The following is a 15,950-nucleotide window of genomic DNA, read 5'->3' on the forward strand; positions in this document are numbered from 1 at the left end:
TCGCCGAGCTGCTGGTGAAGTGGGGCAGCGAGACCGAGGACAGGCAGCCGGTGGAGATTGCGCCGTATCAGCGGCCGCAGACCGAGCTCGACAACAGCGCGGTGGTGTCGCATCTGCGGGCCGCGCAGCACCTGGCCGAGGGTGACAACAAGATCTGTGGTGGCGAGGTGCAGCTGCGGTTCGAGCAGCTGGTCGGGGATCGGAAAGCCGAAGTCATCGAGCCGATCCCAGTGGACCAGCAGCTTGCGATGGCAGGCATGTCCGATGTGGAGTTGGCGGCCCACCTGCCCGCCGGGCGGCGAGCCGGGTGGCGGGAGCAGCCGTTCGGTCGGGGTGTGGCCGGGGTGATGGCGGCGTGGAACGCGGTGCGTACCGGTGGTCGAGGCGCGGTTGCCATGGTGGCCGACCACGGCGAGATCGGTGCACACGCCACGGGGATTATGCGGGTGACACCGGAGCTGGCTGCGGCGAATCCCGAGTGGCTGGGTGGGCATATCGGCCAAGTCGTGGTGTTCGACAATGCCGACCCGGTTGCCCGCCGCAATGGTGGGTGGATCGTCGGTGACGAGGCGATCGCCGCCTGGGCGGTGCGGGTCGCCGGCCGCGACGCAGTGATCCAGGGGATCGAACTCGACGAAAACTTCGACCCGTTAGTCGAATTCGCCGAGCGTCCGAGCGTTGGAATTCGAGGCGCGATCGGTGCGCCGCCGGACCTGGTCGCGGACTCGCCCGCGGCCGGTCCGGTCCCGCGGGCGGAAGTCCTGGTGCGCCAAGTGCTGGACCGAGCCGGGCTGGATCACGCGTCGGACATGCTCGGGAGCGGAGACCTCGCCGACGCGCGGGAAAAGGCGCTGGTCAACCACAGGCTGTGGCGGGAAAGCAGCGACGACGAGAAGCGGGCGCTGCGGATGCTGCACCCGGATGTCGTCGGTGAGGCGGAGGGTATTCCGTGGCAGGTGCGCGACGAGGTGAACCGGGCGGAGCTGGCGCGGCTGTCGGACTTGGCCGCCGAGGAAGGCCGAGCTGATGAGACCAGCGAACTCGGGCGGGTCCACGACGCGGTACAGCAGGCCGAGCGCCGAGCCGAACAGTTGGCCGGGAACCCGTCGGTATCGCTGTTGTCGTTCCCACGGCCATCGGATGCCCGCACGCGGGGGCGGGCGGTGCTCGGGTACGGGGCGGAGCACGCGAACGACCTGATCGTTGACGTGCCGAGAACGGCTCGGCGTTATGGTGAACTGGAAGCTACCGCGGTGGCGTCCATGAAGCGTTTCGACGCCGAACGTCAGCGTGATGCCCCGGTGTCGAAGCTAGCGGTGTTGCGTCTGGACCCGGATACGGCAGAACACGGCCGCGCCCCGCACACCGTGGATCTGGCGCGCGCCGACGGCGACGACGTGGCGCGGCGGGTCGTGGCCGGGAATGCGGTGTGGCGGGCAGAGAATCCGGATCAGGACACCGATCTGCGACGGGTCGAGTTGGTCGGTGCGGACGACGGTGCCGCGGTGGTGCAAGCCGCACTCGCCGAGGACCGGTTGGCGGCCGAAGGCATCCACAGTGTCCAAGCCGAAGAGTCGGACCTGTTCGCGGCCGAACGGGAGTTGTTCGGCGGGCTCGGCGAAACCGACGAATTGTCGCCGGAGCAGGCGCGGGAACAGGAGCGGCTGATCGTCGACCGCCCGCTGCGCGAAGTAGCCCGGCAGTGGGCGGACTGGAGCGAAACAGAGCGGCGGCGTTTCGCCAATGCCCGGCCGGAACTGGTCGCGGCGGTGGACGGCATCGTGGGGTCGCACCGCGGCGCAGCCGTGCTGCGCGTGCTGCAGATGCAGGTGAGCCTGCAGCGGCTGCACCGGGAATTGGCCGACTTCGGCATCCCGGAACAAGATGGCGAACAGTTGCCGGGCCTGGAAGCCTGGGTGGACACCCTGGCCAAAGCAACGCGGTGGATGAAACCGACGCAACTCGTCCTGCAACCGCTCGCCCTGCCGCTGTCGGACGCGGACCCATCGGACCGCGCCGCCGTCGCGATCAACGACACCGAAACCGCCATGGAGATCACGGTTTTCGTGTCCGCGCAGGAACCGACCCCGGAGGCACTACAGGCGGGCATTGGTAGCGCGGTCGACAACTATGAGCTGCGGGCCAATCGGGTCGCGGCTCAGGCAGTGGTGACCTGGCACGGCACCGACCCGCGGCGGTTGGCTGCCGACCTCGCGAGCCTCGGCGAAGCCCGCCGCCAGTTGGCCGGCAACCCGCAGGCGCCGGGCCGGCCGGTGATCCGGGTGATCGCCGTCGACGGCGCGGAGGAGTTCGTGCGTGCGGCGTTGGCCGACGAGGCGGTGGCCGACCACGGGTTCCGGACCGGGGAATGGGCTTCCGAGGGCTGGCTGTCGGATCCGTCGCAGGACAACCGGCCGTCGCTCGCGCTTCCATCCGTCGCACCGGATGTCCCCGTTGCGCCGTCGCAGCTCGCCGAACCGGTCGAGAAACTGAACCGGGTTCGGCGCCGGCTCGCCCCCGAGTACCGGGACATGGTGCAGGCCCTGGCCTACCGGATTCAGGAGGAAGGCAGCGGCTATCTCCGCCCGGACTTCGACGCGACGAAGATACCGGTCGCGGATTCGCCGGAGCGGGCGGAATGGACAGACTTGTACCGCGCGGCGCAAGCGGAGCTGAACAACTACCCAGGGATAGAAATGCCACCGTTCGGGCTGGAGGCGCGGTGGCTCGCCGACTTGCTTGCGAACCCGGACACGCCGGCGGCGTTGGCCGCGGTGGCGAAGAAGCACGCGTTCTTCGATGGCATGCAGCGTGAGCTCGACGCGATCACCGCGTACGGGAAACGTCTGGCGCAGGTCGACCTGCTGGAAGACCTGCTGTTCCGACGATATTTCGCCCAGGAATACGGCCTGACCCGTGAAGGTGTCGTCCGGTTGGCAGTCGAGCAGGCCGACCGGCTCGAACAGATGCAGCGCGAGCTGCAACAGCTGCAGGACGCCCCCCCTCCGCAGCCCGGACACGTGCGCGGCGAGCCGATTCGGTTGACCCAGCACGGCGGCAACGAGCTGGCGGCCCAGCAGCCGGCTGAGATCGTCGAGCGGTGGCGACACCGGCGCACCGAGGTGGGAGACCAGTTGCAGACCGCGCTCGGCGGCCTCGACCCGGAGCAATTGTCCCCGGATGAGCTGGCCGAGCTGACTCCGGACCCGGCGCAGTCATCCAGCGGCGTGGACGAAGTCACTGTGTCGCTGCGATTCTCGTTGGCCAAGCAGTTCGAGCTGCTCCGCCAACTGGGCGAGGTGGCCGATGCGCAAGACGACCGCTGGGCCCGGATCGCTTATGCGAGAACGGAGATCACCGCGATCCTGGCCCAGGTGGAGCGGCGGTCCGATGCGAAACAGCCCGTCCCGGTCGCGGCGGGGCCCGCGCTGGCCCGGCTCCGGGATGAGGACGCCGACCAGCTCAGCACGTTGCAGCCCGGCCTGGCGCGCCGGGCCGCCGAGCTGGGTATCGACCCGAGTGACCCGCAGCGGATGCGGGATCAGCTGGCCGACCTGAGCAGGCAACTCGACGGATCCGACCGCGAGACGGTTCAGCGCCGAAACCAGGTGGACGCGCTGTTGCGGGATGTCGACACATTCCTCGTCGCGCGCCGCCGACTGCACGCCATCGAGGCACTGTCCACCCGGCGCCGCCAGGTCGCCGCTCAGCGTGCCGTGCTCGCGGATCAGTTCGATGCCGTGCGCCGCGAGCACCTGACCTGGTTCCGCGAGGACACCGCCCTGCCGCGGACGGTGGCCGACCTGGAGGCATTGCGCCGCCTGCATGCCGATGCCGAGCCGACCGGTCCCGGTCGGACCGGGTTCGACCCGACCCGCAGGCACCGGGGCCTGGGCCGGTTGCGGGATATCGCCGAAACCCACTGGGCGATGGCCGAGCTGGAGGAGCGGCTCGACCGGCAAGCGGATGAGCTGGATCAGAAGGCCGAACAGCGATTGCAGGCCCGGGAGGCATTGGCCGCCCGCCACGGGGAACTCGAGCGCGCGGCCGACCTGCGCCGGGTGTCGGACGACGTGGACAGCGCCGCGGCAGTACTCACCCGACTGCGTACGCATCAGGAGACCGCACGCCAAGGCCTGCTGGCCGAACTCAGCCCCGAGGTCCGCCGCGACCTCGGTATTTCGGAGCAGAACCTGAACGCCGACCGAGTGCGTGAGCTGCTGCGTGAGCAGGCGCTGCCACCACACACCCACCTCTTGGCCGATGCGTACGTTCAGTTCGGCAAGAGGATCGCTGCCGCCGAGGCTTTCCACGCCGCCGCGGTGGACGCCGATCGGCTCGACCAGGAACTGACCACCCTGCTGACCGACGCCGCACAGCCGGCGTCGGTCAGCAGGGTGGTCAGCGACGCCCTCTCCGCCGACCTGGCCGACTACGAACGCCCGCCCACCGCGGCAGCGCACCTGGCGGGCGCCGGGCCCAAGATCTGCGGCCCGTTGGTCCAAGCGGTGATCCGCGCGGCGATGAGCGACAATGTCGCTGCCCGAATGCGCCCGGCGTCCGTCGATGATGCGGTCATCCGGGCCCAGGGCATGTCGGATCTGACCTTCGCGGCCGGTTTGGACGCCGATTTCCGGGCTGAACCGCTCGGCGTCGGCGCGGCGGGTCTGGCCGCGGCAATGGCAGAGGTCCGGGGCGGCAAACATGCGATCGCGGGCGTGATGAACCTCGGCCCGTTCGGTGACCACGCCTTCGCTGTGGTGCGGATGACGCGGAAACTGATCGACGAAAACCCGGTGCTGCGGGACCGGGTGCGTATCGGCGAGGTCGTGGTCTTCGACAACGCCTACGACGGCGCGCTCGACGGGTGGATCATCGGCACCGACGCGGTGGACGCCTGGGCCGAGACCGCGGGTGTCGGCGTCGGCGACGTGGATGCGATCGTCTTCGACGGCCCCCGCGACCCGGAGATCCCGCTGCACGGCCGTCAGCCGCACGGCCTTGCGCAGCGCCGCGTGATCGGTCACCGGCCTGATCGGGAAGCGGCGGGGGCGCTGGCACGCGAGCTGGACCAGGTGGTCAGGGCACGCGAACAGGCCCGAGCCGACGGCGTACGGGAAAGCCTGAATTCCGAGATACGGCGGCTGCGTGCGGAATTGGCGCAGCACGGTCCGAATGCGGTGCACCCGCGGGTGTTCGACCAACTGTCCACTGCCACCAAGCACGTCATTGCCCGAGATGAAATATCCGCGGGCATACTGCAATTCGCAAGCGACGACGCGGCTTATGTCCACGCCGATCGTCAGTGGGGCCGTTCGCTCACGCCTGCGGATCAGGATCGGCTGCCGTGGTCACCTGGAGGCGGCGCATTCGGCCTACACGGTCAGCTCGAGGCCATGAACGCCTTCCTACGCTTGCCGTCGGACGAGCGCGCACCCAACCATCCGCTCGTCGCAGCCATTTTGACCACTGATGCTCTGCTGCACACCGACACCCTGGTGCCGGGGATGCGGCAGCTCGAGCGCGACATCATGGTGGTAACGAAACTGCTTCCCGGCTACGCGGAAGGCCCGCGGGGCTGGCGCACGCATGACGGGTTCATCGCAGCCGAGATCACCGAGACACCGTCGGATCGGCTCGGCGAGTCCGACCTTCAGTACATCCGGGTGCCGAAAGGCACTGCGGTGTACTGGGATCCCCAGCAACGCGTGCTCGTGCTGCAACGGAAGCTGAACATCGCCCGGACCCGGACGTTCGTCGACGAGGATGGCCGCACCCATGTGTACAGCGTGGTGGAGCGGTTGCGGGACTTCGGCTACCCGGGCCTCGAAGCCACCGGCCCCCGTCTGACCGTCGAGCGAACGGATTCTCCCGCGCCCGCCGCCGCTGCCATTCCGGACACCTCTTGGGTGCGACATGTGCTGAACGGCGCGCCCATCTGCGGTGCGCTGGTACAGCAGCGGGTAAAGACGACCTTGGGTCCCAAGGGCGATCGGATGTCCCCGGCATCGGAGCACGACACCGACATCCAGATCAACGGGATGACGGGAACAGACTTCGCAACCCGCCTTGTGGCGGGATGGGCCGAACATCCGATCGGTCGAGGAATATCCGGGCTGGCCGCCGCGGTACGCGAGGTACGCAAGAAGTCCGAGGGCGGCAACGGGAAGATGGCCGTCGCCGGGACGATGAGCATCGGCAGCGCGGATCGCATCATCGGTCAGCACGCGTTCGCGGTGCTCCAGGTCACCCTCGATCTGAAGGTGGAGCATGGGGAGGAACTGGCCGACGCACGGTTGGGCGACACCGTGGTATTCGACCCCGGCTACCCGGGCGCGAACGAATACGGCTGGGTGATCGGCGACGACGCAGTAGACCGCTGGACCCGTGCGGCCGCCGACGGGGTACAGGACGTGCGCGCGATCGTCTTCGACGAATTCGGCAAGCCGGAAGTGGAGCTGACCGAGGAGACCGCCGCTCTTGGCCCGGCCGAGGACATCGGAGCACGCCCGTCCGAGCCCGGAAAGGAAGCTGGCCTGCCAGGGCTACCGGACTCGAGATCCGCGACGCAAAGCCAGCAGCAGCCGACGAAAGAGGAAGTGGCACAACGGCTGCGCGGTAGCCGGGACGCCTTGGCAGCCGAGCTCGGCGTGCCGTGGGAGCAGGCGGTCGAGCACTTGGCCGAGGCCCGTGCGGAGCTGGCCCGGCTATTGGAGATCGACCCGGCGCACCTGCGCTGGCCGAACCTGGTGCGCGATGTCTTCGGCCTCGTCGACTCCCTGTTGTCGCACCTGAACGAGGATGGGTGGCAGATCGCGGCCGCCAGGCTGCAGCCGAGCGATCTGCCCATTTGGCTCGCGTCGAGCCTTCGAACGGGTTCGGTCACGAATGCGCTGCAGTCGGTGTCCCGGAACCTCGACTTGGGCACCTGGCGTGACGAGTACCAGGACTTGCAGGAGATCTGGGATGCGACCCTGGCTCAGCTGATCGGTGTCGTCCCGGACGGTAATTATTCGTCCGACTACGAGCACCCGCTGCGTCGGCTCGGCGAGCTGACCGGGGACACGCATCTCATCGCCTTGGCCGACGCCGCGCACCGGGTGCGGAAGCTGACCGAACTGATCGACGTCGCCGACCGCGCCGACGCGGACGAAACCGCACGGAAACTGGACCGCGTCCTCGCCGAGTACGACGCCGTGTTCCTGCGTGCCGCCGATATCCCGGGCCAGGAACTGCACCGGTCCGATTTGCCTGGCGGGGCGGAGCGTGAAGCCGCGGCAGAGCGCCTGGTGTCCCTGGCCCAGGAGATCGCCGCGGCCGGTGCGGCGGATGCCGAGTTGGTGTCGGGGCTGGCCGGGGCGACCGCGCAGACGTTGACCGAGACCCAGGTCTGGCCGGTGTGGGAGCGGGCGCGCGCCCTGCCCGAGGGGCTCGAACCGCCGGTCGGTGCGCTGGAACGCGCGTGCTACGAATTCGTGTACTACCACCGGCAGCTGGTCGACACCCAGGCGAACCTGTTGTGGGGCGGGGAAATAGAACGGCTGAGGACCATACTGGGCGACCGCGGCCCGCTGGAAGTGTCCGGGGAGACCTTCGCGGGCCTGTCCCGCACGGCCAAACAGGCCGTGGCGGATGCCGAAATTGCCAAGGGCACCGTAACTTTCAGCCACGAGCAGATCGCCTACAACTACGCCGGCCGCGTGCTCGACGTCCCCGTAGGCGAGAGCACAGCGATGCCGAGTGCCCTGCTGCTGGTCGGCCCGTTACCCGCAGGTATAGACCCGGTCCGCGTCCAGGCACTCGACGACGCACCGATCGTGGACGCGAACAGCATCGCCTGGGAGATCACCCAGGAGCCGTCGCACCGGCTCGACCGGCAGCCACTGCTGCGCCTGCGGGTCCCCGAGGGCACCCGGGTCCGCTGGAACAGCAGCGAGCAGCAGCTCGAAGTGCACGACGACCTGCGCTGGGTCACCACCCGTTCCTTCACCGACGCGCAGGGCCGCTGGCGTGTCTACGGTGTCGCCCGCCGGGCCGCCCCGCAGCTGGACTCGCTCCCGCCGGGCACTGATGTCGCGGGCTCCACCGGCAGCACGGAAGTCTCCGTCGAAGCAGGTCGCGACAGCGGCCCGGTAGCGGAAGCGAACGCCGCCGAGCAGCGGAGCACGGCTGGGGCGGGTACCGGCGAACGCAGCAGCCGCACCCGGCGGCGACGCCGCCGCGGTTCCGCCCGGGCAGGCGGCGTCGGCCGGTCCGTGCCCGAGGCATCCGCGCCGCACCAGGCGACGGCGATGCCGGACGAGGTGGCTCGGGGCCGCGGTCGGTCGGGCCGGATCTCGGCGGAGGAAGAGGCGCTGGCCATTCCCGACCGGACACCGCCGCTGCCCCGGCCTCGAACCGGTCATGCGGACAACCAGTGTGGACGATTGGTGCTGCAGCAGCTGCGCAAGCGCAACCGGAATGTGGTTGTGCCCGACGCAGAGGACGTCAGCCTGGCCGGAATGCTGGTGACGGACGTTGTCGAGCACGCGAACGGCAGCCCACTGCATATCCGGCATTTCCCGATCGACTTCAACGGCAAGCCACACAGCAGGCTCGTCAAGGCCTTCCGGGCCCTGGTTGCCGAGAGGCAGCACAAGAATCTCCCGGTCGAGGAGATGTCGGTTGTCGTCTTCGACGGCTACCTCATGAGCAACGAAGACGGAGTCTCCGGGCATGCCTACCGGTTGGTGTGGCGCAACGGCGACGTCGAGATCGAAGACGAAGGCAAGGGCCTGTCCGGCCCCTTCCGGGATGCCATGTCCATTGGACAAGTGGCGCTCCTGAAGGGCATCTGGGCGGTTGCCTTCGATCCCGACGCCAAACCCCTCCACTTCCCCGGCCCCGGGACCGGCGGCCCGAACCCCGACTTCCGGGTGGGGTTGGTGCAAGACACGACGGCGGACATGGCGCGGTCGCTGATCGGCGAGGTCGGTGGGGGTTGGGCCGATCAGCTGTTGGCGATGGTCAAGGTCAAACATGTGTCGAAATTGGCGCCGGGTGACTACGGAGGTTATTCGCATCCTGAACTGACGAATTTCGTCGCCACACGCGGTATGGATCTTCTGATTCAAGTGATCACTCTGATCCATGAGAACCAGCATGCTGTGGACCACGTCGGCGGACTCGGACACAACCCGGTAACGATGACTCGTGGTGAATTCGTCCACCGGTATATGTATTTGGAAGCCAGGGCATCCGCTAGAGAGGTCCTATTTGGTATTGCCTTGCGCGCATGTGGATATGATGTTCCGGTCACAGTCGAGGAGCAGGTATTTACGGAAGCTTCCGACACGGCGGCAGCCGAGGCGCGGAAGTCCGATCCGGATCTCACTCGGACGGAACTGGCAGAAATAGGTTACAAAGCCGGTGTTCGTGCTCTGGAACAGAGTGTCGATGCGCCCGAGAAGATCGGCGAACCGAGTTACTACCGGAATACGGCTCGCGCGGTTTGGCTCGGTGAACGACAGCGCGCAGAGCAGTTGAATATCCACACCCCGAGCACGCCGGAGACAGCGGCAGAACTTCAGCGGTTGGCCTTGGCGAGAGCCGCCGCTGATCGGGATTTCACCCTGTTGGACAGCCTTATCGCCCGGGAGGCGGAACGGCACCGCGCCGCATCGCTCGAGCCGGTGTCGGAAGCCGATGCTCGCCGCCGTGCGCATGCCGCGCTGCAGCGGCGCGACCTCGTCGCGTGGCATGCGCAGGCCGCGAAGGATGCGGATGCGATCAGCGCGGAGCTCGATACGCTGGCCTGCCGTGATGTTCTGCAGAATGTGTTGCAGGACGGACCGGGCATGATGCTGAACGACCATGTCGCGGTGATCGGTGGAAACCGGCCGCGCCTGGTTGTCGCAACAGAAGGCGTCGATCACCTCCGATTCCGCGACGAGGCGATCGCCGCGCATCCAGAGCTGGCCGGTCTCCCTTATCTGGATGTCGAGTACCTGGCCGTCGGCACTGAAATCGACGGCATGGTGTGGTTCGAGGGGGTACGGGACCCGCAGCCGCAACTCGGACAAAAACTGCCTGATGTGCCGTGGCTCAACTTGGCCGAACGGGCTGCGGAACAGCGGTTGAACCGAGTGTGGCAGCTCCTGGACCAGATCCCGATCGGTCAACGGGCGGCTCGGATACTGCGCGACAACGATATTCACATCCTGTTGGAGCCGAATTCCGACGACCGGCTGTACCCGGCGCGAAAGGTTCTGGTACTCGATGTCGGAGGTTCCGACGCCGAGCTGGCGGCAGCGATGGTTGCCGGGGCCGTCCACGTTGAACAGGAGCTCTCGCGGGGCGACGGCACTGCGGTCCGGGAGCTGATGACATCGAAGACGCCTGCGGACTGGGTCCCGAAGAGGCTCGACGCGGAAGCGGACGCACAAGCGGGGCGGGCCGAGGCGATGCGGCAGCTGCGCGAAGCAGAACTCGACACGGATCCACCCGACGCGGTGGAACTTGCCTATACAACGGCATATCGGCATGTCATCGAGGCTGTTCGGGGACGTGAGCCGAGCGAAGCCGAAATTGAGCTCGCCAGGGCCGCAGGTGTCGCTGCGGTGCGACCGCTCATGGAACACATCGGCCCACGCTTGGCCGGGAAGACATACGCCGAGTTCTACCACCAGGTATGGGCCGACGCCCACGGGGTCGAACCGGAAGAGCCCGTGGCATCGTGGACCGAGATCGATGTCGCAGCCCGCCTGGACGCACTGGAGCAGGAGGGCCAACAGACGTGGGAACGCCAAAAGCAGGCACGCGATGCCCTGTCGGAGTTCTCCGATGAGGACCTGATCGAACTGAGACCGACTTCGGTTCGGTTGGAGGTCTTGCGCCGCAAGAGAGATCCACAGAGTCGTGATTCGGTGGAACGACTGGATGCCTTCCACCGGCTGTATTCACGGGTCCGGTTGCTGGCCGAGACGTTCGACGCCTATGAGAGTCGCGAGCGACAGCAGGCTGCCTGTGATCAGCTCGCCGCCGAATGGTCGCTGGATCCGGCCCAGGTGCGTCCCGGCACGCCGCTGATGCGGCAGCTGACGCGGCAGCGTGATGACGCGCGTGACGAGCTGGTGGCGTTCCTGGGCATCGAAAATCACCAGTTGACCCCGGAACAGGTGGACAACCTGTTGGGGCAGGCGCAACTGGAGCGACAACTGCGACGACTGCCGGATGACCAAGAGCGCCTGCTGTTCGCCGACCGGTTGGCCGTGTTGTGCGAACGGTTCATCGCGGTCGACCCGATCGTCCGTGCTGTCGAAGCACTGTCGGAAAAGGACGCCGAAGCCCGCCGCCTGGATGCCTTGGCCCACCCGGTGACGCCACCGCCGGTAGACCCGATGGTCCAGGTCCTGGAAGCAGTGGATCAGCTGCCGGATCTTGCTACCGACACTCGTGGCGCGATCGTTGCGATGCTCACCGATACTCTGGGACGCACCGGAACCCGGCTGTGGCCGGTGGAACGCATCGAAGGTGGCCATCGCATCCAGGTCCGGGAAGCGGACGGCAGCCGCCTGGTGGATGTCAGGGTGGTCGACGGTGTGGTGATCGTGCAAACGTACCTGCGCCGCGACCGGGCGCACCGGGTGCCGATGGCGCGGGTGCTGCTGTCGAAGTTGTTGTCCGGCTGGAACCACGAGGATGCCGCTCAGGTTTTCAGTACCGTCCTGAAACGGACCTCCGCTGCGGGCGAGAAGCTCGGGCTGCCGCACGTTCAGTTGATCGGCGCCGACGGTGTGTTCACTATGGAACTGTCCCGGCGGCAGCTGGATGTCACTGTGGAAAGCACCCAGGGTGACCTGGCGATGTATTTCGACAGAGACGATGTCGATGCGCCCGGCCCCGGTCCCTTCGAACGGTCGTCGTCGCCGAAGCTCAGCGGAGCCGGTACGGGATCGGCTTCCAGCCCGCCGTCGGAGAATGGCCAGCGAGATATCGACGGGTCGCGTGACGGTCGCGTCGGGGTTGAAGCGCCCAATGGGTCGGTCCGCAGGCCCGGCTCCCCCCAGACCGCACGTTTCTCTCAACTTCGACGGGGCCTTGTCTTCGCTCCTGGTGCGGCGATGCCGATATCGGGCGGCAATGCCGTGCACCAGTCTGGGAGCGATCGGGATACCGCGGCGCAAGCTACCGAACAGGCCCGCATGCAGGCGGTGCTGGATGCGCTCGACGATGTCGGCGCGAGCACCCGGGACGAAACCCTCCGGGTGCTCGACGATGCGCTGAACTTCCCGGGCGCGTGGCTCGGAAAGGTGGAGGTGGTCGGCGGGATCCGCCGGATCCGGGTCTTGGACCGGGCCGGTGAGCTGTTGACCGTCCGGGTCGGGATCGGCGTGGATGCCACCGCGACCGCCGAAGTGCATCTTCCTCGGCTGCGCGGCCTCGACGCGGCCGCCCGGGGCACGGTCACCGCGATTCTCACCGACGCCATGGTGCGCACGGCGACCGGACAGGAGTTGACCGATGCGGGCCCGGCGTCGGTCCGGTTGCGCCACCACAGCGAACTCGCGTTGCGACAGCTGCATGCCGACCCGGTGCTGGCGCGACTGCTGCGGCCGGAGTCCACGGCGCGGGCCCGGTTGCTGGCGGAGCAGCAGCGAGCGCGGGAAGCGTTGGCGGACATGGGAGTCCGCCCGCAGGACATGGTCTCCGCGGAACAGATGCAACAGCTGGTCGCCGAGCGGCGCGCCGCGGGCGAGCAGGTGCCGGAGGCGCTCGACCAGCCGTACGAGTTGCTGATCCGGCTCGAGGAGGCCGAGCGGCACGAACGGCAGGCACGACAGCTGGCCGCGCTGGAGCATCGGTTGCGCGACACCTACCGGCGACTGCGGCAGGGAACGTGCACGGTCGCGGAGTTCCGCCGGATAGCCGCCGCCGTCGCCCGGGCCGACGACGCCGCCGCGGCGGTGCTGGCCCTCGAGACCCGGGCCCGGCTGCCCGAGCCGGTGCGTGACCGCCCGGTCACGGCGATCCTGTCCGAGCACGGTTTGGTTCCCGGGCAGACGATCACCGGCGGGGACCTCGAGGCGCGGCTGCGGGCCAAGTGCGAGAAAGCCCGCTGGGACTTGGCTGCACTGCTGGGCACCGACCCGATGCCACTGAGTGACGCCGATCTGGAGCAATGGGCGCCGACCCCAGAACTGCATCAGGTGATTGTCGAATACGCGCTGGATTCCCAAGATCCGCCGAAAGACGAGCAGGAGCGCGCGGCCTGGATACAGCGTCGGGAAGCATTGCGGTCCCAGGCCCGTGCCGACAGCGCGAAAGCCGAACTCACCACTCGGTTCCAGGAGCTGCGGCGGCTCGTCGCATTCCTCGACGGGTTCCGCGACCACGATGTGCGGCTGCGCGGACTCTACGCCGAGCTAGCCGCCACTTTGGCGGACTCCCAGCAGTCCGACACCGGCTGGCTGCAGGCGGTGGTGGATGCGGTGGAAGATCTGGACGCCGCCCCCCGGGATGCGGTGCTCCGGCTGGTGGACGGCGCGCTCAACCTCCCCGGCGCCCGGATCGGCGACGTGGAAGTGGTCGGCGAGGTTGCCCGTATCCCGGTCGTCGATCGGAACGGACCGGTGCTGACCGTCCGGGTCGGCGCCGGCCCGGACGCTGCGGTGAGCGTGGAAATGCCGCTGCGCCAGGATGATCCACGGCGGGCCGACATCGCGTCGCGACTGATATCCGGACTGGTGGTCGGCTGGCCGCGGTCTACGCGCATTGTCGAGGCGTTGCGCCTGGCACTGTCCGGCATCGACAGTGAGCTGACAGTGATACTCGCCGGTCCCCAGGAGAATCGCGGACTCGACGTCGCGATCGAAGGCAGTGACGGCGATGTGCGGAGCTGGCACTTTGGTCGGAATGACGGCGCCCCGGTTGCGTCGCACCCGGCCATGTCCGGGTTCCCCGGCCCCCGTGCCGGGGAGCCGAATGCGCACGAAATAGCAAGCGAGACAACCGCTTTCATCCTCCCGGAGGTGTTGCGGGAAGGACCGTTCAACTGTGCGCCTGCGATGGTCGGGTTCATCAACGACTTCCAGGACGAGATCGGCGCGCAGCGGGGGCCGGGGTTGGCCGATTCGCCGCAGATCGACCAGCAGGGCGTTTACGAGGATGCGATCGCGCGCGGGGTCGGGCTCGAGTGGGAAGAGGGTGGCTTCGGAGTCGGGGTCGACGGGCTGCTCGCGGTGTTGCGGTTGGTCCGCAACTACGACCCGGCGGACCTGAGCACCCGCAAAGCGGTGGCCGGTGTGATGGAATTCGGCGATGCGGGCGGGCATGCGTTCGGTGTGCAGATGCGTGCCGACGGCCAGATCGAGGTCTTCGAGAGGGTTGCCGGGAAGGTCGAGCACTGGATCGGCGACGTGCGAGTGCAGCAGTGGCTGGCGAAGTGGCACGACGTCGGCGTGGGACGGGTACTCGGGATCGTTGCCGAGAAGAATCCCAGCTCGAAGAAGCGGTTCGTCGAGGGTCGCGACCGGGCCGAGATCATCGCCCATTCGAGGCCGAAGGGACGCATCAGGGGTGTGCTGGTCGGGGCGCGCACCGCACCGGTCGGGTTCCCGGTCGGCCTGGCCGATGATCTGGCCCGATCCCAGCACGCCTCGGCGACATTGTTGGCCCAGACCGGTTTCCGGGTCGAACAAAGACTCGACTTGCGGGTCGATGGCAGGGAATTCGCGCATGTCGCGCCGCGGGTGTCCGGGCTGCGCGCGCTGCGTTCCTGGCTCGAGCACACGGTGGCAGGCAAGCCGGCCGACCGGATCGTGGTGGATCTGGTCGAAGCCGGCGTCGGCCCGCAGGAGCTGGCGCGGGAGTTGAGCCGCAGGCCGATCGTGGGGTTGCGCGAGCTGATCGTGATCGACCGGTACGGCACGGTCGTGCAGCTGGACTCGCCCGACGCGGCCGAGGGCGGCGAGTCGACCGGTGCGGATGCCTCGACGCGAAACGTGGACGGGCGCATCGATGGTGACACCGGTAGCTCCGTCGAGTCCGGCGGGCGCGGCGCAGGTGACCAGGGGGGAGACGGGGACGGCCCGCCGTCGCCACCGCCGGAGGATGGGGACGAGCCGGCTGACGGACTGCTGCCTGCGGCGCTGGTCGCGTTGCGGCGCGCCGCCGAAATGCGGCTGGAGCAGGTACATGCGCAACTGCTGATCCGACACGATTTCCGCAAAGAGGACCTGGTCCCAGGGGCGCTTGCTGAGGTCAGTTTGTCGCTGACTCACTTCACCCTGGTGCGGGCGTTGGAGGGCCTGTGCGGATTGCCATCCGGGACATTGACCGATGAGGCCACAGTGCGACGGGAGCTTGCGAAGCTGCAGGCGATGGGTCTCCCCGCGGCGATAGTGCAGCCGATCGAGCGGTTGTTCACCGATCTGTACGAACAGATGAAGTTGTTCGAGGAGGCCGATCGCCTCTCCCGTCGGATCGGGCAGGTCGACAGGTTGGAAGCGTTCCTGTTCGAGGCGTATCGAGATGGTGAGCGCGCCGAGGAGTTCCGGTCGCTGGCGGCGGACGCCGCTCGGCTGGGTCGACTGGCGGCCGAGCGGCATGAGGTGCAGGACCAGCCGCTGTGGCCGCAGCAGGTTCTCGGCGCTCCCGAATATGGTTGGCAGCCTGGGGAATTGCGACCGAGCGAAAATGCCGAGCAGGTGTTGCGTGACCGGTTTGCGACGGCCGGGATGCAGTTGGCCGACGCTCTGCCCGGGGTGGATCTGGATGCACCGACCGTCGAACAGGTCGCACGGCTGCTCGGCAGCGATCTTGTCCGGGTGCTGGAAATAGAGCCGCTGGCAGAGGAATTCGAGCGGCTGCGCAGCCTGATCGATGTGCTCGGCGAGATCGACGCGCAGGCGTCCCGGCTGCATGAACTCGAAGACCGGCTGGATACCGGTCTGGCGGACGTGGTCTCGGCC

General features: G+C 68.0%; 1 protein-coding gene (only partly in view). It reads left to right on the forward strand.

The whole window is internal to an MFS transporter gene (locus ON34_RS03970; protein WP_040774450.1) on the forward strand: the coding sequence, 81,561 nt in all, runs 22,414 nt past the left edge and 43,197 nt past the right edge, and what appears here is coding positions 22,415–38,364 (codon 7,472, partial, through codon 12,788, complete); the first complete codon in view begins at position 3. The start codon and the stop codon both lie outside this window.

It is taken from the genome of Nocardia pneumoniae NBRC 100136, assembly GCF_000308755.1.
GTDB lineage: Bacteria > Actinomycetota > Actinomycetes > Mycobacteriales > Mycobacteriaceae > Nocardia > Nocardia pneumoniae.